Origin of the sequence: Kitasatospora sp. NPDC002965 (assembly GCF_040611255.1) — a bacterium.
In the GTDB taxonomy this organism is placed as follows: Bacteria; Actinomycetota; Actinomycetes; order Streptomycetales; family Streptomycetaceae; genus Kitasatospora.
The window spans coordinates 22,411-42,087 of sequence record NZ_JBEXNT010000042.1 but is presented as its reverse complement, the minus strand read 5'-3'; the positions used below and the strand labels follow the sequence as shown (position 1 = coordinate 42,087).

Genomic DNA, 19,677 nt, shown 5'->3' with positions numbered 1-19,677 from the left:
GCGGAAAGCATCGCGCGCAGGCCGCACCCGAAAAGCGAAGAGTGCCGCGAGTCGGCCCGGTCAGGGCCCACTCGCGACACTCTACGCGCGTAACAAATGGCAGTGCTAGAGCCGCTCCGGCCCGAACGCGTCGGGCAGGACCTCACTCATCGGGCGCACCCCGGACGGCAGCTCGATCAGCAGCTCCGGCCCGCCGTGCTCGTACAGCAGCTGGCGGCAGCGCCCGCACGGCATCAGCAGCTCGCCGGCCCCGTCCACGCAGGTGAACGCGGTCAGCCGGCCGCCTCCGCCGGCGTGCAGCGCGGAGACCAGACCGCACTCGGCGCAGAGGCCGATCCCGTACGAGGCGTTCTCGACGTTGCAGCCGGTGACCACCCGGCCGTCGTCCACCAGGGCGGCCGCGCCGACCGGGAACCTGCTGTACGGGGCGTAGGCGTGGGTCATCGCCTCGCGCGCCGCCTCGCGGAGCGCCTCCCAGTCGACCGTCGGGGCCGCGGCCGTCACTTGCCCTGGCCCTTGCGGTAGATCTGGCCGTCGGCCTTCGGCGGGCGCAGCCGCTGCGAGGCCAGCGAGAGCACCACCAGGGTGATGACGTACGGCGTCGCGACGATCAGCGGACGCTGCACCTCCTCGGTGGTGAAGTACCAGGTGAAGAGGCCACCGGCGACCACGAAGGTGATCAGCGCGGCCGGGATCTTGCGGCGGTACAGGTTCCAGAGCGCCAGCAGCACCATCGCGATGGCGACCACCAGGATCAGCACGTGCACCGACTCCGGGTCACGCAGCTGGAGGCTGTCGGTGAAGCCGAACAGGCCCGCGCCCATGGCGAGACCGCCCGGCATCCAGTTGCCGAAGATCATCGCCGCGAGGCCGATGAAGCCACGGCCGTTGGTCTGGCCGTCCTTGTAGAAGTGCGCCGCGACCAGCGAGAGGTACGCGCCGCCGAGGCCCGCGAAGGCGCCGGAGGTGATGACCGCGAGGTACTTGTACTTGTAGACGTTGACGCCCAGCGACTCCGCAGCGGTCGGGTTCTCGCCGCAGGAGCGCAGCCGCAGGCCGAACACGGTGCGCCAGAGCGCGAAGTAGCTGACCACGATCAGCGCGCCGGCCAGCAGCACGACCACCGAGATGTTGGTGACCAGACCGCCGAGCACGCCGGCCACGTCGGAGACCAGGAACCAGTGGTGGGTCTCGATGTCCTTCAGGCCGGACGAGAGGCCGGGGATCGTGATGTACGGCAGCGGATCGGCCGGCGGGGACTGGTTCGCGCCGGCACCGGCGGAGATGTAGTCCTTGTAGTAGATCCGGTTGACGTACGCGCAGATGCCGGGGATCAGCAGGTTGACGCCGACGCCGGAGACGATGTGGTCGACGCCGAACGTCACGGTGATGACCGCGTGGAGCAGACCGCCCAGCGCACCGCCGAGCATGCCGGCCACCAGGCCGAACCACGGGCTGACCAGGTAGCCGCCCCAGGCGCCGGCGAAGGTGCCGGCGACCATCATGCCTTCGAGGCCGATGTTGACCACGCCGGCCCGCTCGGACCAGAGACCGCCGAGGCCCGCCATGCCGATCGGCACGGCGGCGCTGAGCGCGGCGGTGACCTGACCGGAGGAGGTCAGCGAGTGGTTGTCGGTGATCATGCCGACGGCCGAGAAGAGGACCAGGGCGCCCGCGATCAGCAGCAGCACCACCGGCCAGGACATCTTGCGCTTCTTGGCGGGAGCGCCCGGCGCCTTCGCCCGGGCTGCGGTGGCCGTGCTCATGCGGACACCTCCTTCTTCTCGTTGGCCGCGGCGGCCTGGGCGGCGAGTTCGGCGCCGACCTTCTGCTGCTGGCGCTTGAGGCCGTAGCGACGCACCAGCTCGTAGGCGACGACGACGCAGATGACGATGGTGCCCTGCATGACCGGGACGATCTCGAACGGGAAGCCGCCCTGGAGCGGCAGCTGGGAGCCGGTGGCGTCCAGGAAGGCGAAGAGCAGGGCCGCGAAGGCCATGCCGATCGGGCTGTTGCGGCCGAGCAGCGCGACCGAGATGCCCAGGAAGCCGAGGCCGCCCTGGAAGCTCTGGCCGTAGTTGTACGAGTTCTGCAGCAGCTCGGGCAGACCGATCAGACCGGCCAGCGCACCGGAGACCGCCATGGAGATGACGACCATGCGCTTGACGTTCACGCCGGACGCGGTCGCCGCGGACTCCGAGCGGCCGGTGGCGCGCAGGTCGAAGCCGAAGCGGGTCCGGGTCAGGGTGAACTGGAAGGCCACGCCGACCAGGATCGCGATGAAGAGGAAGCCGTAGAGCGGGCCGCCGTCGGTGTTGATCGCGAAGAAGTGGCTGGACTCCGAGACCGGGGCGGTCTGGATCGAGTTGCTGGTGCCGCTCTTCTCCGGCGCGAAGATGCCGGGGACGAGCAGCAGGCCGACGATGGCGACCGCGATGGCGTTCAGCATGATGGTCGAGATGACCTCGCTGACGCCGCGGAGGACCTTCAGCAGACCGGCGATGCTCGCGTACAGGCCGCCGACCAGCATGGCGGTGATCAGCAGCAGCGGGATCTGGATGAACGACGGCAGGTCGAGCCGGCTGCCGACGAAGGCGGCGAACAGCGCGGCCACCTTGTACTGGCCCTCGACGCCGATGTTGAAGAGGTTCATCCGGAAGCCGAAGGCGGCGGCCGCGGCGGCCAGGTAGTACGTGGTGGACCGGTTGAGGATGGCCACCTGGCCGTCCGACTTGGTGGCGTACGTGATCATCACGTTCCAGGCGTCGAACGGGTTCTTGCCCGAGGTCGCCAGGAGGACGGAACAGATCACGACGGAGAGCAGCACGGCGAGCACCGGCGCTGCGAGGGCGAGCACGATCTTCTCGCCGCTGATCCGCTGCGCCAGCGAACGCTTGGCTGCGGGGTTGGGACTGGTCATGTGGCTACTCCCCCGCCTGCTGGTCGTCGGCGGTGTCGGTGGGGGTGTCGTTCCCGGCGGTGACGGACGGGGCGTCGTCCCCGGCGGCGGGCTCGGCCTCGGTGCCCTCGACCCGGGTCGCCTGGAACTCCTCGACGGCCTCGGGCTCGGACTCGATGTGGCCGCGGGCCGCACCGGTCATCGCGGTGCCGAGGTCCTCGGCGGTGACGGTGGCCGGGTCCGCGTCGGCGACCAGCCGGCCGCGGTAGATCACCCGGATGGTGTCGGAGAGCCCGATCAGCTCGTCCAGGTCGGCGGAGATCAGCAGGACCGCGAGGCCCTCGCGCTGCGCGACCCGGATGTGCTCCCAGATCTGCGCCTGCGCGCCGACGTCCACACCGCGGGTGGGGTGGGCGGCGATCAGCAGCTTGGGCCGGTGGCTCATCTCGCGGCCGATGATCAGCTTCTGCTGGTTGCCGCCGGAGAGGGAGGCCGCGGTGACCTCGATGCCGGGGGTGCGGACGTCGTACTCCTCGACGATCCGCGCGGTGTCCTTGCGGGCACCGGCGGGGTCGAGCAGGACGCCCTTGGAGTTCGGGGCCTCGGTGACGTGGCCGAGGATCCGGTTCTCCCAGAGCGGGGCCTCCAGCAGCAGGCCGTGCCGGTGGCGGTCCTCGGGGATGTAGCCGATGCCGGCCTGGCGGCGGGCCCGGGTGAGGGTGCCGGAGAGGTCCTTGCCGTCGAGGGTGACGGCGCCTGCGTCGAGCGGCAGCATGCCCATGACGGCCTCGACCAGTTCGGCCTGGCCGTTGCCCTCGACACCGGCGATGCCGAGGATCTCGCCCTTGTGGATGCGCAGCGAGATGTCGTCCAGGACCACGCGCTCGATGCCCTCGGCGTCGGTCTTGGCGATCCGCAGGCCCGCGACGTCCAGCATCACGTCGGTGGTGACGGTGGACTCGCGGCTCTCCGGGGAGGGCAGCTCGGAGCCGACCATCAGCTCGGCCAGCTGGCGGGCGCTGACGCTCCTCGGGTCCGCGTCGCCGACGGTGGTGCCGCGGCGGATGACGCTGATCGCGTCCGCCACCGAGAGCACCTCGTGCAGCTTGTGCGAGATGAAGATGACGGTGACGCCCTCGGACTTGAGCTCGCGCAGGTTGTCGAAGAGCGCGTCGACCTCCTGCGGGACGAGCACCGCGGTGGGCTCGTCGAGGATGAGGATCTTGGCGCCGCGGTAGAGCACCTTGAGGATCTCGACGCGCTGGCGGTCGGCCACGCCGAGGTCCTCGACCAGGGTGTCCGGGCGCACGCCCAGGCCGTACTGGTCGGAGATCTCCTTGATCTTCGCCTTGGCCTTGGCACCGATGCCGTACAGGTGCTCGCCGCCGAGGACGACGTTCTCCCAGACGGTGAGGTTGTCGGCGAGCATGAAGTGCTGGTGCACCATGCCGATGCCGCGCGCGATGGCCTCGCCCGGGGTGTTGAACTCGCACAGCTCACCGTTGATCGCGATGGTGCCCTCGTCCGGCTTCTGCATGCCGTAGAGGATCTTCATCAGCGTCGACTTGCCGGCGCCGTTCTCGCCCATGAGGGCGTGCACGGTACCGGTGCGGACGGTGAGGTTGATGTCGTGGTTGGCCACGACACCGGGGAAGCGCTTGGTGATGCCGCGCAGTTCGACGGCCGGTGTCGCCGTCCCCGCGCTGGGGGTACCGCCCGTGTGCGGGGCGGGGTCGGATGCGGTGATGGCGATCTCCTGGTGGTCTGGAGGCGCGTCGTTGCGCTGGAGGGCCAAAAGCGAAAAGCGGTGGAGGGACGGGACGGGGCCCGGGGGTACGCACTGAGCGCACCCTTCCGGGCCCCTCCCTGATGTTGCGTCCATCATGGCGCTGCCGGGCAGGCGGCAGCGGCAGCGACGTCCGGTCGAACCCCTACTTGGTGGGGTCGGTCGGGACGGTGGTGGCGCCGCTCTTGATGGCGTTGCCGGCCTCGTCGAGCTTGGCCTTGATGTCGTCGATCTTGTTGCCGGTGGTGGCCAGCGAGACACCGTCGGCCTTGAGGTCGAAGTTCTTCACGCCGGTGAAGGGGGTGCCCTTCTTGATCGACTCGACGTAGGAGAAGACGGCCTTGTCGACGTTCTTCACCATCGACGTGAGGATGCTGTTCTTGTACTTCGCCAGGGCCGGCTGGGCGGCCTGGTCGGAGTCGACGCCGATGGCCAGGGCGTTGGCGTTGGCAGCGGCCTCGATCGCACCGTTGCCGGAGGAGCCGGCGGCGGTGTAGATGACGTCGGCCTTCTTGTCGAGCTGGCCCTGGGCGGCCTCCTTGCCCTTGTCGGGCGAGGCGAAGCCGGAGAAGTCCGGGGGCGTGGTGAGGTAGGTGACCTCGACCGGCATGTTCGGGTCGACGGACTTGACGCCCGCGCGGTAGCCCGCCTCGAACTTCTTGATCAGCTCGGTCTGCACGCCGCCGATGAAGCCGACGTGCTTGTTCTTCGACTTGAGGGCGGCGGCCACACCGGCCAGGTACGAGCCCTCCTGCTCGGAGAACGTCAGCGAGGTGACGTTGCTCGGCTGGGTCTCGGAGGCCGAGTCGATGATCGCGAACTTGGTGTTCGGGTTCTCCTTGGCGATCTTCTCGACCGCAGCCTGGTACACGAAACCGACCGCGATGATCGGGTTGTAGCCGGCGGTGACCAGGTTCTTGAGCCGGGTCTCCTTGTCGGCCTCGGCCTCGCCGGTCTTGGCGTCGGCCTCGGTCACGGCGACGCCGAGCTCGTTCTTGGCCTTGTCCAGGCCGCGCGCGGCGGAGTCGTTGAACGACTGGTCGCCACGGCCACCGATGTCGTAGGCCATGCCGACCTTCAGGCCGCCGTCGGCGGAGCCGGAAGAGGCGGCGGTGTCGTTGCTCTTTGCGCCGCAAGCGGCGAGCGAGGCGATGCCCAGGGAACCCGAGAGCACAACCGCGGCGAGCTTAGTAGAACGGCGCAAGGGAGTATCTCCTTCTCACACGCACCCGATTAGCGTGGTCGGACGCCACCGTAACGCGCGTAGAACACGGTTGGGTTACGGGCCGCCGGAGCATTCGGGTTGTTATCAAACCGTGGTCTCACGGCCCTCCCGACGCCCCTTTTCCGTGCAGGAACGGCGGTCGGAACTGGCGCAGCCCAGTGTACGTAACCGTAAATAAAGCCTGTATTGCGACAAACCGGACACTCATGGTGAGTGTCCGGTTTACGACCGCCAAAAGGGCCCTCAGAGGACCTCGGAGCCTTCCCCGGGCTCCGTGTCCGGATCGAGTGCCAGCGCCGCGAACAGCTCCACACCGATCGCGATCGCGCGCTCGTCCACATCGAATCTGCCCTGGTGCAGGTCACGGACGGCGGTGTCGCCGGGGGTGCGGACGCCGAGCCGGGCCAGCGCACCCGGAGCGTGCTCCAGGTACCAGGAGAAGTCCTCGCCGCCGAGCGACTGCTCGGTGTCCTCCACCACCTGGCGGCCGGAGCGGCCGAAACGCGCTGTCATGGCCTCCTCCAGCAGGGCCACCGAGACCGCCTCGTTGACCACCGGCGGGACACCCCGGTGGTAGTCCAGCGTCCACTTGGCCCGGTACGTCTCGGCGAGCTTGGCGATCAGCTCGTGCAGCAGCTCCGGCGCATCCCGCCAGCCGGCCAGCTCCAGGCAGCGGACGGTGCCCTCCAGCTCCGCGTGCTGCGGGATCACGTTGGGCGCGGAGCCGGCGGCGATCCGGCCCCAGACCAGCGAGACGCCCCAGCGCGGGTCCATCCGGCGGGCCAGCAGGGTCGGGAGGTCGGCCGCCATCCGGGCGATCGCGGTGACCAGGTCCGTGGTCAGGTGCGGGCGGGCGGTGTGGCCGCCGGGACCGTCCAGGCTCAGGACCAGGCGGTCGCAGGCCGAGGTGATCGCCCCGACCCGCAGCCCGACCCGGCCCACCTCCACCTTCGGGTCGCAGTGCACCGCGAAGATCCGCTCGACGCCGTCCATCCCGCCGGCCGCGATCACGTCCAGCGCACCGCCGGGCATGACCTCCTCGGCGGGCTGGAAGACCAGCCGGACCGGACGGCGCAGCTCGCCGGTGCGGGCCGCCTCGGCCAGCACCAGCGCGGTGCCCAGCACCACCGAGGTGTGCACGTCGTGGCCGCAGGCGTGGGCCCGGCCGGGCACGGTCGAACGGTAGGGGACGTCGGTCTTGGCGTCGTCGATCGGCAGGGCGTCGATGTCGGCGCGGAAGGCCAGGAAGCCGGCCCCGCGCGGTGCGGACTCGGGAACGATGTCGACGAGCATTCCGGTGCCGCCCGGGAGGACCCGGGGGGCGAGGCCCGCGGCGACCAGGCGGTCGCGCAGCAGACCGGTGGTACGGAACTCCTGGCGGCCCAGCTCCGGGTGCCGGTGCAGGTCCCGCCGGAAGGCGATCAGCTCGGGCTCCAGCCCGCTCACCCGGTCACGGAGACCGGCGGCGGGACGGGCAGCGGTGAGGGTGACGGCCGACTGGGCGGACTCACGACGGTTCATCTCAACAAGGGTAGGCCCGTTGGGGGGATTTGGCCCGACTTCCGGAAAAGAAGTCCCCGGATGGGCGCATACCGGCCGAGCAGGTGGGTATGACATCTTGTTTCAGCCGCCTTCCCCAGGTTCCTGCCCAGTGCAACGACCGTCGGCGATCAAGGTCACGCCCCTCCCACCAGGGGAATTGACGATGGCTCGGAATCGCACGGCGGCACCGACGGTCCGGCCCCGCACCACTCAGAACCGCTCGACCGGGGCGTAGCCGCCCCAGACCCCGCGCAGCGCGTCGCAGACCTCGCCCACGGTGGCCCGGGCGGCCAGCGCCTCCCGCATCGGGTACAGCACGTTGTCCGGCCCCCCGGCCGTCCGGCGCAGTGCGGCCAGCGAGCGGTCCACCGCCGACCGGTCCCGCGCCGCCCGCACCCGGGCCAGCCGGGCCACCTGCCGCCGGCCGGCCTCCGGGTCCACCCTGAGCGGCCGGTACGGCTCCTCGGACGCCAGCCGGAACCGGTTGACCCCGACCACCGTCCGCTCCCCCGCCTCGGTCTCCCGCTGGATCCGGTAGGCGTTCCGCTCGATCTCCGCCTTCTGGTACCCGGCCTCGATCGCGGCCACCGCGCCGCCGAGTTCCTCGACCCGGGCCATCAGCGCGAGCACGGCCTCCTCCGTCGCGTCGGTCAGCGCCTCCACGGCGTACGAGCCGGCGAACGGGTCGACGGTGGCGGTCACGTCGGTCTCGTACGCGAGCACCTGCTGGGTGCGCAGGGCGAGCCGGGCCGCCTTCTCGGTGGGCAGCGCGATCGCCTCGTCGAAGGAGTTGGTGTGCAGCGACTGGGTGCCGCCGAGCACCGCCGCGAGGGCCTGCACCGCGACCCGGACCAGGTTGACCTCGGGCTGCTGGGCGGTCAGCTGCACCCCGGCGGTCTGGGTGTGGAAGCGCAGCATCTGCGAGCGGGGGTCCCGGGCACCGAACTCGTCGCGCATCACCCGGGCCCAGATCCGGCGGGCCGCGCGGAACTTCGCGACCTCCTCCAGCAGCGTGGTCCGGGCCACGAAGAAGAAGGAGAGCCGGGGCGCGAAGTCGTCCACCGCCAGACCCGCCGCCCGTGCGGCGCGCACGTACGCGATGCCGTCGGCCAGGGTGAAGGCGACCTCCTGCGCGGGCGTCGCCCCGGCCTCGGCCATGTGGTAGCCGGAGATCGAGATGGTGTTCCAGCGCGGGATCTCGGCCCGGCAGTACCGGAGGACGTCCGCGACCAGCCGCAGCGAGGGCCGCGGCGGGAAGATGTAGGTGCCGCGGGCGATGTACTCCTTGAGCACGTCGTTCTGCACGGTGCCGGTGAGCCGGGCCGGCGGCACCCCCCGGGCCTCGCCGACCAGCTGGTAGAGCAGGAGCAGCAGGGCGGCCGGTGCGTTGATGGTCATCGAGGTGGAGACCTCGCCGAGCGGGATGCCCTCGAACAGGTCGGCCACGTCCTCGACGCTGTCCACCGCGACGCCGACCCGGCCGACCTCCCCGGCGGCGAGCGGGGCGTCCGAGTCGTAACCCATCTGGGTCGGCAGGTCGAAGGCGACCGAGAGGCCGGTGGAGCCGCCGGCGATCAGCTGCCGGTAGCGGGCGTTGGACTCGGCCGCGGTGCCGAAGCCGGCGTACTGGCGCATCGTCCAGAGCCGGCCCGTGTACATCGACGGGTGGACGCCCCGGGTGTACGGGTACGCGCCCGGCCGGCCCAGCCGCCCGGCCGGGTCCCGGCCGGCCCGGGCCTCGGGGCCGTAGAGCGGCGCGATCGGGAGGCCCGACTCGGTGCGGCGCGGTTCGGGCGGCGGTTCGGGGGTCATGGTGTCCTCCGCGGTGTTCGGCCGGACGGTCCCCTCCCCTCGCAATGTAACGCCGGCGGCCCGGGGGCGAGCGGCCTTGAGATGATCGGCTGAACCGACCGGATATCTCAGGAGTGGCAATGACCGAGCAGAAGGTGGCCGTCGTCACCGGCGCGAGCAGCGGGATCGGCGCGGCAACCGCCCGCCGGCTCGCGGCCGAGGGCTTCGACGTGGTGCTGACCGCCCGCCGGACCGACCGGATCGAGCAGCTGGCCAAGGAGATCGGTGGGCGCGCCCACACCCTGGACGTGACCGACCGGGCCGCCGTGGACGCCTTCGCGGCCGGGATCGGCCGGGTGGACGTCCTGGTGAACAACGCCGGCGGGGCGATCGGGGCCGAGCCGGTGGAGTCGGGCGACCCGGCGGACTGGCTGGCCATGTACCAGGTGAACGTGCTCGGCGTGCTGCACGTGACGCAGGCGCTGCTGCCGGCCCTGCGGGCGAGCGGCGACGGCACCATCCTCGTCCTCTCCTCCACCGCGGCGCTGGCCGCGTACGAGGGCGGCGGCGGCTACGTGGCGGCCAAGCACGCGGCGCACACCATCGCCGCGACGCTCCGGCTGGAGCTGTGCGGGGAGCCGGTCCGGGTGATCGAGATCGCCCCGGGCATGGTCAAGTCCGAGGGCTTCGCCGTCACCCGGTTCCGCGGCGACGAGGAGAAGGCCGCCTCCGTGTACGCGGGCGTCGCCGAGCCGCTGACCTCGGAGGACGTCGCCGACACCGTGGCCTGGGCGGTCACCCGGCCGTCCCACGTCAACATCGACCTGCTGGTGGTCCGCCCGCGCGCCCAGGCCGCCAACCACAAGGTGCACCGAGAGCTCTGACCCCTCCCCCGGCCGCCGGGCCGCCACGGTGCGGCCCGGCCCATGGCGGCGTTCAGGCTGTTCGCATGCGTTCGAGCCCTTCGGTACCGGCCTTCCGGGGCCGGTACCCCGGGGGGTGCGCACCGGGGTTGTCACCCGACGGTGGTACATACGTGCGATGACGAATTATCGGGCCGCCCGCCCGCGCTTTCTGCTGGCCGCGGTCGCTGCCGGCACCCTTCTCCTCACCACGGCGTGCGGCGGGGACCAGAAGCCCGCCCAGGACCAGGCCGCCACCACCCCGCCGACGGCCGCCACCACAGCCGCCGGGACGCCGACGCCCGCCCCGACGCCCACCCCGACCGCGAAGCCGACCGGCGCCACCGACCCCGCGCTCAAGCCGTTCTACGGCCAGCAGATCAGCTGGGCCGCCTGCGCCCCGGACGCCAGGGCGGCCGAGGCGAAGATCGACACGTCCCTGATGAAGTGCGGCAAGCTGCACGTCCCGCTCGACTACGCCGACCCGGCGGGCGAGGCCCTCGACCTCGCGCTGATCAAGCTGCCCGCCGGCAAGCAGGACCAGCGGATCGGCTCGCTGATGGTCAACCCCGGCGGCCCGGGCGGCTCCGGCGTGGAGATGGTCAAGTTCGGCGCCGAGCAGTTCGACGGCACCCTGCACAACCGCTTCGACGTGATCGGGTTCGACCCGCGCGGCACCGGCGGGAGCTCCCCGGTGGTCTGCCTGGACGACAAGCAGCGCGACGCGCTCAACGCGCAGGACGACCCGCTCGACCCGCAGGAGGCGAAGGCCCTGTCGGACAAGCAGGAGGCCGAGTACATCGCCGCCTGCCAGGCCAAGTCCGGCAAGCTGCTGCCCTTCGTCGGCACCCGCAGCACCGCGCGCGACCTGGACGTGCTGCGCGCCGCCGTCGGCGACCAGAAGCTCAACTACCTGGGCATCTCCTACGGCACCTACCTCGGCGCGCTCTACGCGGAGGAGTTCCCCGGGAACACCGGCCGGCTGATCCTCGACGCCGCCGTCGACCCCGCCCAGGAGAGCCTCGACAGCAGCGTCAGCCAGATCATCGGCTTCGCGAAGTCCTTCGAGCGCTTCGCCGTCGACTGCGTCGAGAACCACGCCGACGAGTGCGCGCTGGGCAAGTCCTCAGCCAAGGCCGCCAAGAAGGCCGCCGACTTCCTCGACGGGCTGCGCGACAAGCCGCTGCCCACCAAGGACGGCCGCAAGGTCGGCAGCGGCCTCGCCTGGACCGGCGTCACGCAGATGCTCTACGGCGACGAGAAGACCTACTGGCCGTACCTGCGGCTCGCCTTCGCCGAGGCGATGCAGGCCCGCCAGGGCAACGTCCTGCTCGCTTCCGCCGACGAGTCCAACGGCCGGGACGACACGGGCCACTACGACCCCAGCGAGGCGGCCCTGGTCGCCGTCCGCTGCGCCGACGGCGCCTCCTCGGCCCCGACGCCCGAGCAGGCCCAGGCGGCCGTGGCGAAGCTCCGGCAGGAGGCCCCGCTGCTCACCAAGGACGTCACCGCGGAGGACTTCACCGAGGGCTCCTGCGCCGGCTGGCCGTTCAAGTCGCCCGAGAAGCCGCACACCGTCCGGGCCGAGGGCAGCGCGCCGATCCTGGTCGTCGGCTCCACCGGGGACCCGGCCACCCCGTACGCCGCCGCCGAGTCGCTGGCCAAGGGCTTCGCCAACGCCACCCTGCTGACCCGGGTCGGCGAGGGCCACGGCGCCTTCGGCAAGGGCAACGGCTGCATCGACGCGGCCTACGCCGCCTACCTCACCGAGGGAACGCTCCCGGCCGCCGGGACCAGGTGTTCCTGACGCGTTGTCGGGCGCCGTGCGGAGCGACCCCGTGGAACGCGGTGCTGACGGAAGGGACACGGGGGACGGCACGTCGTAGCAGATGAAGATGGGGAGGGCGCTGACACCGAGGTGTCAACGTCACAACTTGATAGCTCGTTCGGATGAAATCCGCGTGCGCTCTCCCCAACTGATGACCGCTCAACTACCTTTGAGTCGCTGACGGAGGGGCGTTGGACGCCGCCCCGCAGCCTCATACTTCACCTGACTTCACCACCACTTCACCGGCCCCTTCCCGCCCTCACGAGGAGGACCCGCTGGCCAGCGACATTCCGTCACAGCGGCTCGACCCCCGGACCGAGCCGACCCTCCTCGGACTGCACCGCTTCAACGAGGCCGACGCCGGCGCCGCCGAAGAGGCCCTGCTGGCCTGCTGCGGCAGCCACCGGTGGGCCCTCAGGCTCACCGCGCACCGGCCCTACCCCGACATAGAGTCCCTGCTGGCCGCCGCCAGCGAGGCCTCGTACGACCTGCGTCCGGCCGACCTGGCCGAGGCGCTGGCGGACGAGAGCTGGATGCCGCAGCCGCTCCTCGGCATGCGCGCACCCGGCAGCCAGGCGGCGCACACCGCGCTCCGGGCGGCCCACGCCGCCTACGAGGCCAGGTTCGGCCACGTCTTCGTGGTCTGCCTGGAGAACGTCGTCCCCGAGGAGATGCTCGACACCGTCCTCAGCTCGATCCGCACCCGGCTCGCCAACGACCGGGACGAGGAGCGTCTGGTGGCGTCCGACGAACTGCGCCGGATCGCCCTCACCCGCCTGGAACACCTGGTCGCCACCCACTCCGGGGCCTCGGCCCGCTGAGCCGCCCGTCCGGCCGCACCGTCCCACCCGGGCGGTGCGGCCGGACCGGGCGGCCCGGTCGTTCTCCGGGCGGCTCAGCCCTTCTGGGCCGCCCGCAGCTTGGCCACCTGCTGGCCGACGATCCGCCCGTCCGGCTCGGGGGCCGGAGCCGGGCCCACGCCGACCGTGCTGAACACCACCAGCGCCGGACCGACCCGCGCCAGCACCGCACGCTGAGCGAGCACCACCGACCCCGATTCATTCGTGAGGGTGAATCCGGTCACGGCGTCGGCTCCCCCGGGCGTGGGCGTGTCGTTCCTGCTCAGCCGGTGCCGGGTCCGCACCTCCTTGCGTCCCTTCTCCGCCGGCGGCGGCGGCGCCGTCGAGGTGAAGTCCGCACACGGACCGAACAGGCCCCCCAGCTCCGCCTGCAGCCGGGCCGCCCGGTCGCCCCGGTAGCCGAGCAGCCCCCCGTAGACGCTCCCCTCCGGGTCCGCGGCCCGCGCCACGCCCAGGTCCGTCTCCGCGTACGGCGCCGCCGGGCCGGGCGGGGCCGAGGCCGCGCCGGCCGCCACCGCCGGGGTCACCGCGTCCAGCAGCGGCTGGCACACCGGAAGGTCGGCGACCTCCCGCCCGCCCCCCGAGCCGGTCTCGCCGTGACCCGGCGTCATCACCGTGACCGTGTAGCCGGGGCCGAGGTCGGCGTCGGTCACCACGGCCGCGCGCAGCTCGGCCGCCGACAGCTCCCGGCCCGGGCCGCCGCCCCGGGCCCGGTCGGCGGAGCCGTCCACGGTGGCGCAGCCGGTGGCGAGGAGCAGGGCGCCGAGCACCAGGCCGGACAGCGGGCGGGTCGAGGGCCCGAGCGAAAGGCGGGGGGAAAGGCGGAGCGGGAGACGGGGCGGCGGAACGGGCGAGGGGCGGGGAGGGGAGGGCAGCACGGGGGCCTCGGCAGGGTGTCGGCGGCAGGGTTCGGGGGGTGCGCACGGTAGCGCGCCCAACCCGTCACTTTCCGTGACAACCGAAGTCCGGGTTCCCGCCCGACTAGGCCAGTCGTGCCTGATTGATCACACCTCGGGCCCCCGGAGGCGGTTCCCGACACGGCGTCGATAGGATGCTCGCGGCCGGTGGACCGTACCCGGCCGGGCTGACCGACACCGAAGCCGGCCGAGCCCCCAATCGCTTCCGGAGGGTTTTTCCGTGCCGGCTGGAACGCTGTACCGCGGCCGGGAAGGCATGTGGAGCTGGGTGGCTCATCGAGTCACCGGCGTCCTCATCTTCTTCTTCCTGTTTGCACATGTCCTGGACACCGCACTGGTGCGCGTGTCCCCCGAGGCGTACGACACCGTCATTCAGACGTACAAGACGCCACTCGTGAACCTGATGGAGTACGGCCTGGTGGCCGCCATCCTGTTCCACGCCCTGAACGGCCTGCGGGTCGTTGCCGTCGACTTCTGGTCGAAGGGCCCGAAGTACCAGAAGCAGATGCTCTGGTCCGTGGTCGGGGTCTGGGTCGTCCTGATGGCCGGCGCCTTCTACCCGATCCTGCAGCACACGCTGACCTCCTGGTTCGGGAAGTGATCTGAGACATGTCCACGGAAATCTCCGACGCCCTGGTGGTCCCCTCCGCCCAGGCGCACACCGGCAAGGGTCTCGGCACGGGCAACCCCGCCGACGACTTCGTGATCGAGCCGGCGCGCCAGCGGACGAAGAAGACCCCGCGCCGCACCCGTACCAACTTCGAGATGCTGGCCTGGCTCTTCATGCGCCTGTCCGGCATCGTCCTCGTGGTGCTGATCCTCGGCCACCTGCTGATCATGCTGGTGCTCGACGGCGGCGTCTCCAAGATCGGCTTCGCCTTCGTGGCCGGCCGCTGGGCCTCGCCGTTCTGGCAGGGCTGGGACCTCCTGATGCTCTGGCTGGCCATGCTCCACGGCTCCAACGGCATGCGGACGGTCATCAACGACTACGCCGAGAAGGACTCCACCCGGCTCTGGCTGAAGGGCCTCATGGGCGCCGCCACGGTCTTCACCGTGTTGCTCGGCACCCTGGTGATCTTCACCTTCGACCCGAACATCTAATCGGCAATCGGCAGAGGCCAGAGGCGAGTTAGAACCCCCATGCAGATTCACCAGTACGACACCGTCATCGTCGGCGCCGGCGGCGCCGGCATGCGCGCGGCCATCGAGTCGACCCAGCGCAGCCGCACCGCGGTGCTCACCAAGCTCTACCCCACCCGGTCCCACACCGGCGCGGCCCAGGGCGGCATGTGCGCCGCCCTCGCCAACGTCGAGGAGGACAACTGGGAGTGGCACACCTTCGACACGGTCAAGGGTGGTGACTACCTGGTCGACCAGGACGCCGCCGAGATCATGTGCAAGGAGGCCATCGACGCCGTCCTCGACCTGGAGAAGATGGGTCTCCCCTTCTCCCGCACCGAGCAGGGCCGGATCGACCAGCGCCGCTTCGGCGGCCACTCCCGCAACCACGGCGAGGCCCCGGTCCGCCGCTCGTGTTACGCGGCCGACCGCACCGGTCACATGATCCTCCAGACGCTGTTCCAGAACTGCGTCAAGCACGGCGTCGAGTTCTTCAACGAGTTCTACGTCCTCGACCTGCTGCTCAACGAGGGCAAGACCGCCGGCGTCGTCGCCTACGAGCTGGCCACCGGCGAGATCCACGTCTTCCAGGCCAAGTCGGTCGTCTTCGCCTCCGGCGGCACCGGCAAGTTCTTCAAGGTCTCCTCCAACGCCCACACCCTCACCGGTGACGGCCAGGCCCTGGTCTACCGCCGCGGCCTGCCGCTGGAGGACATGGAGTTCTTCCAGTTCCACCCGACGGGCATCTGGCGCATGGGCATCCTGCTCACCGAGGGCGCCCGCGGCGAGGGCGGCATCCTGCGCAACAAGGACGGCGAGCGCTTCATGGAGCGCTACGCCCCCGTCATGAAGGACCTCGCGTCCCGTGACGTCTGCTCCCGCGCGATCTACACCGAGATCCGCGAAGGCCGCGGCTGCGGTCCGGACGGCGACCACGTCTACCTGGACCTCACCCACCTGCCGCCGGAGCAGCTGGACGCCAAGCTCCCGGACATCACCGAGTTCGCGCGCACCTACCTCGGCATCGAGCCCTACACGGACCCGATCCCGATCCAGCCGACCGCGCACTACGCCATGGGCGGCATCCCGACCAACGTCGAGGGCGAGGTGCTGCGCAACAACACCGACGTGGTCCCCGGCCTGTACGCGGCCGGCGAGGTCGCCTGCGTGTCCGTGCACGGCGCCAACCGCCTGGGCACCAACTCGCTGCTGGACATCAACGTCTTCGGCAAGCGCGCCGGCATCGCCGCCGCCGACTACGCGCAGACGGTGGGCTACACCGAGCTGCCCGAGAACCCGGCCGAGAAGGTCCAGGCCCTGGTCGACAACCTGCGCGAGTCCACCGGCACCGAGTCCGTGGCGGTGATCCGCAAGGAGCTGCAGGAGACCATGGACACCAACGCCATGGTCTACCGCACCGGTGCCACCCTCAAGCAGGCGGTCGAGGACATCGCCGCGCTGCGCGAGCGGTACAAGAACGTCGCGATCCAGGACAAGGGCTTCCGTTACAACACGGACCTGCTGGAGGCCGTCGAGCTGGGCAACCTGCTCGACCTGGCCGAGGTCCTGGCCGTCTCCGCGCTCGCCCGCGAGGAGTCGCGCGGCGGTCACTACCGCGAGGACTTCCCGACCCGTGACGACGTGAAGTTCATGCAGCACACCATGGCGTACCAGGAGGTTGCCGCGGACGGCACCACCTCCATCCGCCTCGACTACAAGCCGGTCGTCACGACCCGCTACCAGCCGATGGAGCGTAAGTACTGATGAGCACTCCGACCGTGGAGAAGCACTCGGCCGCTCTGGACGCGGCCGAGAGCGGGGCCGTCAAGCTGATCACCGTCACTTTCCGGATCCGCCGGTTCAACCCGGAGGAGCACCCGGACCCGGTGTGGGTCGACTACCAGCTGGAGATGGACCCGAAGGAGCGCGTCCTGGACGCGCTCAACAAGATCAAGTGGGAGCAGGACGGCACCCTCACCTACCGCCGTTCCTGCGCCCACGGCATCTGCGGCTCCGACGCGATGCGGATCAACGGCCGCAACCGGCTGGCGTGCAAGACCCTGGTCAAGGACGTCAACCCGGAGAAGCCGATCACGATCGAGGCCATCAAGGGCCTGACGGTCCTCAAGGACCTGATCGTGGACATGGACCCGTTCTTCCAGGCGTACAAGGACGTCATGCCGTTCCTCATCACCAAGGGGAACGACCCGACCCGCGAGCGCCTGCAGTCCGCCGAGGACCGCGAGCGGTTCGACGACACCACCAAGTGCATCCTGTGCGCCGCGTGCACGTCGTCCTGCCCGGTCTTCTGGAACGACGGCCAGTACTTCGGTCCGGCCGCGATCGTCAACGCGCACCGCTTCATCTTCGACTCGCGCGACGAGGGTGCGGAGCAGCGGCTGGAGATCCTGAACGACCGTGAGGGCGTCTGGCGCTGCCGGACCACCTTCAACTGTTCGGAGGCCTGCCCGCGTGGCATCGAGGTCACCAAGGCGATCCAGGAAGTGAAGCGGGCGCTGGTCACCCGTCGCTTCTGATCCCCGCTCCCTGACGAAGGCCCCGTCCGATCTCACGATCGGACGGGGCCTTCGCGGTACCCGGAGAAGGCTCAGCGCAGCACGCCGAGGTCCTTCGGGGCGGTCCAGCCGCTGTAGGTCACCAGGTGACGGTCTGCGGTGACGGCCCAGAGGTCGGCGGTGCCGTTCCCGTCGAGGTCGCCGGAGCTGCCCAGGGTCGGGTAGGCGTCCACGGTGAAGCCGGTGGCGACCACGCCGGCCGACGGGTCGGCGAGGGCGGAGAAGTCGAGGGTGCCGTCGGCCTTCTTCGGGATCGCGTAGGCGTGCAGTGCCCCGTCGGCCCGCTCACGCGCCCACAGCACGAGACCTCCGGAGGCGTCGGGGCCGGGGGTCACCAGGTCGTAGCCGGCCCAGAGGCCACCGGTGGTGAGTCGCTCGGCGTCGTTGAAGCTCCCTCCGCCGGGGAAGGGCGTGGCCACCCAGAGATCGCCCGCCTGCATCCTGAGCAGGCCCGACCCGGCCGGGCCGGTGGTGCCGATCCGACCGGGCAGCACGAGGTCCTGGACGCCGTCCCAGCCGACCGGGTAGCCCGGCGCGCAGGGGCCGGGGTTGGCGCACCACCGCGGCCAGTCGACGTAGCCGGTGCCGGAGCGGCTGAACTCCCCGGTGCCGTAGACGTTCCGGAGCAGGTAGACGCTGCCGGGCCCGCCGACCTCCCGGACGAGCAGGTCGTCGGCCGTGGAGTAGTTCCGGTCGCGGTGCGACACCCGGTAGTCGTTCCAGTTCTTGACCGACCCCGGGGCGAGGTCGGCCGGCAGGACGGAGGACGGCGTGGTGTCGTTCGCCCGGCCGCTGATGATCTGCAGGTTGCCTGCGGTGTCCGGCAGCAGGATGTCCGGGACGGCGTCCCCGTCCACGTCGCCGACGGCGCTGGGCTTCGGCCGCGGGTCCGAGGGGGCGTAGAAGTGGTAGCCGGTGTGGAAGCTGCTGTTGCCGGCGTTGTCCACCGCCTTGACGTACAGGACGTTGGTGCCCCACTCCCTCACCTTGACGTCGAGCGTGACGGTGCCGCCCGGGCCGGGCTTCACGCTGGCGCCGCTGTCGCAGCCGCCGGACATCAGGAGGCTGTCGTTGAGGGCGTACCGGTAGCAGGCCAGGCCCGAGGCCTCGCCCCCGCCGGCGGGGGCCGGGTCGGTACCGCTGATGACGAAGGCGGCGGTCTCTCCCGCGTACTTGCCGGGCGTCTGACCGGAGCCGAGCGGCGGGAAGTCCGGGGAGGAGACGGTGGGCTGGGCGCTGGTCAGGTCCACCTTGAAGTGGCAGTCCGGGGACGCCGCCGAGATCTTGTGGCCCTGGAGGGCGCGGGCGTTCCAGGCGTAGCCGTGGCCGTCCACCAGGCCGGGGACGAGGGTGGTCGCCTCCTTGTTCCAGGCGGAGGCCTCGCGGACGGCGCTGAAGACGGCGGCGCCGTCGGCGGTGAGGTCCCGGACCGAGAAGCGGGCGGAGAGGGTGCCCGCGGTGTCCGAGGCGACGCTCGCCCTGAGCGTCGGGCCGTCGGTGGTCCGCCCGATCCAGCCGGGTGCGGTGGTGGCGTCGCAGGCGTCGGTGACGACGCCCTCGGAAACGTTCCCGGGCCGCGGGGACGCGGTGGTCCCGGTGACCCGGAGGCCGGTCTCGGCCGCGCCGGCGGTCGGCGCGGCGAGCAGACCTGCCGCCACGGCGACGGCAGCCGCCCCGCCGAGCCGACGGAGGTGCGCAGGCTTCATGGAGTACCCCACCCTTGGTGCGATGAAGGACGCGAAAGAAGATTCGATCGCGATCGAGCGGTGGGGATACTTCCAGCCTGCCGGACCGTCAGGCAACCGGGTATCGCGTCAGCCGGCGGCCGGCTCCCGCCGGGCGGCGCGCAGGCCGCGGACGCCGACCGCGCCGACGGCGACGCCGAGTGCGAAGGAGGTCACGGCGAGCAGCAGGTGGATCCAGAAGAAGGCGGTGGGCTGCCCGTGGTCGCCGTCGACGAAGGCCTGGCCACCGGAGTCCTTCCAGAGGTTCTTGACGAAGGTGGTCCAGATGATCATGGACCAGACGCCGAAGGCGGTCAGGAACCAGGAGGTGCGGCGACTGAGCTTCATGGGGCGTTCCTCGGTGGGACGGTGGGGCGGTGGGGCGGTGGGGCGGTGGGGCGGTGGGGCGACGCGGTGAAGGCGGCGGAGCGGTGAAGACGACGTGCCTCCCCAGTATGCGCGGGCGGCCGTTCGGAGTACGGCGGGCCCCTCCTGCGGCGGAGGACGA

The 19,677-nt window shown here is 71.1% G+C and carries 17 protein-coding genes; 7 read left to right on the top strand and 10 right to left on the bottom strand.

Annotated features, from left to right (window positions below):
- Positions 1 to 105: 105 nt before the first annotated feature.
- From ABZY91_RS18595 to ABZY91_RS18565, 7 genes are all read right to left on the bottom strand, one after another.
- Complete coding sequence (locus tag ABZY91_RS18595; protein WP_329885301.1) at positions 106 to 504, bottom strand: cytidine deaminase; 399 nt, start codon at positions 502 to 504, stop codon at positions 106 to 108.
- Positions 501 to 1,766, bottom strand: a complete 1,266-nt coding sequence (locus tag ABZY91_RS18590) for an ABC transporter permease (RefSeq protein WP_329885302.1) — start codon at positions 1,764 to 1,766, stop codon at positions 501 to 503. The genes ABZY91_RS18595 and ABZY91_RS18590 overlap by 4 nt, the downstream gene beginning before the upstream one ends.
- A complete protein-coding gene (locus tag ABZY91_RS18585) occupies positions 1,763 to 2,920 on the bottom strand; it encodes an ABC transporter permease (RefSeq protein WP_329885303.1) in 1,158 nt (385 codons plus the stop codon). Before ABZY91_RS18585 ends, ABZY91_RS18590 begins: the two co-directional genes overlap by 4 nt.
- Before the next feature lie 4 nt (positions 2,921 to 2,924).
- Complete coding sequence (locus ABZY91_RS18580) at positions 2,925 to 4,487, bottom strand: ABC transporter ATP-binding protein (RefSeq protein ID WP_355403614.1); 1,563 nt, start codon at positions 4,485 to 4,487, stop codon at positions 2,925 to 2,927.
- A gap of 343 nt (positions 4,488 to 4,830) precedes the next feature.
- Positions 4,831 to 5,889 (bottom strand): BMP family ABC transporter substrate-binding protein, encoded by a 1,059-nt coding sequence (locus ABZY91_RS18575; protein WP_329885304.1) that lies wholly within the window; start codon positions 5,887 to 5,889, stop codon positions 4,831 to 4,833.
- Positions 5,890 to 6,153: 264 nt separating this feature from the next.
- Entirely contained in the window at positions 6,154 to 7,431 is a 1,278-nt protein-coding gene (locus ABZY91_RS18570) for an amidohydrolase (protein WP_355403563.1), read from the bottom strand.
- Positions 7,432 to 7,662: 231 nt separating this feature from the next.
- On the bottom strand, positions 7,663 to 9,264 hold the full coding sequence (locus tag ABZY91_RS18565) for a methylmalonyl-CoA mutase family protein (RefSeq protein WP_355403561.1): 1,602 nt from the start codon (positions 9,262 to 9,264) through the stop codon (positions 7,663 to 7,665).
- Positions 9,265 to 9,383: 119 nt separating this feature from the next.
- On the opposite strand from ABZY91_RS18565, the gene ABZY91_RS18560 reads away from it, so the two are divergent.
- From ABZY91_RS18560 to ABZY91_RS18550, 3 genes are all read left to right on the top strand, one after another.
- Positions 9,384 to 10,127: an SDR family oxidoreductase gene (locus tag ABZY91_RS18560; RefSeq protein ID WP_329885307.1), complete on the top strand. Its 744-nt coding sequence runs from the start codon at positions 9,384 to 9,386 to the stop codon at positions 10,125 to 10,127.
- 157 nt (positions 10,128 to 10,284) lie between these two features.
- The gene (locus ABZY91_RS18555; RefSeq protein ID WP_355403559.1) at positions 10,285 to 11,952 is read left to right on the top strand and encodes an alpha/beta hydrolase; all 1,668 of its coding nucleotides are present in this window, start codon (positions 10,285 to 10,287) and stop codon (positions 11,950 to 11,952) included.
- A gap of 356 nt (positions 11,953 to 12,308) precedes the next feature.
- A complete protein-coding gene (locus ABZY91_RS18550; RefSeq protein WP_329947748.1) occupies positions 12,309 to 12,794 on the top strand; it encodes a 2-oxo-4-hydroxy-4-carboxy-5-ureidoimidazoline decarboxylase in 486 nt (161 codons plus the stop codon).
- Between the two features lie 74 nt (positions 12,795 to 12,868).
- On the opposite strand, the gene ABZY91_RS18545 is transcribed toward ABZY91_RS18550, so the two are convergent.
- Positions 12,869 to 13,603: a hypothetical protein gene (locus ABZY91_RS18545; RefSeq protein WP_355403557.1), complete on the bottom strand. Its 735-nt coding sequence runs from the start codon at positions 13,601 to 13,603 to the stop codon at positions 12,869 to 12,871.
- A gap of 367 nt (positions 13,604 to 13,970) precedes the next feature.
- On the opposite strand from ABZY91_RS18545, the gene sdhC reads away from it, so the two are divergent.
- The 4 genes from sdhC to ABZY91_RS18525 are packed head-to-tail and all read left to right on the top strand — an operon-like array spanning position 13,971 to position 17,406.
- Positions 13,971 to 14,351 (top strand): succinate dehydrogenase, cytochrome b556 subunit, encoded by a 381-nt coding sequence (gene sdhC, locus ABZY91_RS18540; protein ID WP_093861779.1) that lies wholly within the window; start codon positions 13,971 to 13,973, stop codon positions 14,349 to 14,351.
- Positions 14,352 to 14,359: 8 nt separating this feature from the next.
- Positions 14,360 to 14,851, top strand: a complete 492-nt coding sequence (locus ABZY91_RS18535) for a succinate dehydrogenase hydrophobic membrane anchor subunit (RefSeq protein WP_329885311.1) — start codon at positions 14,360 to 14,362, stop codon at positions 14,849 to 14,851.
- 39 nt (positions 14,852 to 14,890) lie between these two features.
- Positions 14,891 to 16,633 carry a succinate dehydrogenase flavoprotein subunit gene (sdhA, locus tag ABZY91_RS18530; protein WP_329885312.1) on the top strand — a complete coding sequence of 581 codons (1,743 nt, stop codon included), beginning with the start codon at positions 14,891 to 14,893 and terminating at the stop codon, positions 16,631 to 16,633.
- Entirely contained in the window at positions 16,633 to 17,406 is a 774-nt protein-coding gene (locus ABZY91_RS18525; protein ID WP_329885313.1) for a succinate dehydrogenase iron-sulfur subunit, read from the top strand. The genes sdhA and ABZY91_RS18525 overlap by 1 nt, the downstream gene beginning before the upstream one ends.
- Positions 17,407 to 17,477: 71 nt before the next feature.
- On the opposite strand, the gene ABZY91_RS18520 is transcribed toward ABZY91_RS18525, so the two are convergent.
- Positions 17,478 to 19,151, bottom strand: a complete 1,674-nt coding sequence (locus tag ABZY91_RS18520; protein WP_355403554.1) for a hypothetical protein — start codon at positions 19,149 to 19,151, stop codon at positions 17,478 to 17,480.
- Positions 19,152 to 19,259: 108 nt separating this feature from the next.
- Complete coding sequence (locus ABZY91_RS18515; RefSeq protein WP_355403552.1) at positions 19,260 to 19,517, bottom strand: hypothetical protein; 258 nt, start codon at positions 19,515 to 19,517, stop codon at positions 19,260 to 19,262.
- Positions 19,518 to 19,677 lie beyond the last annotated feature (160 nt).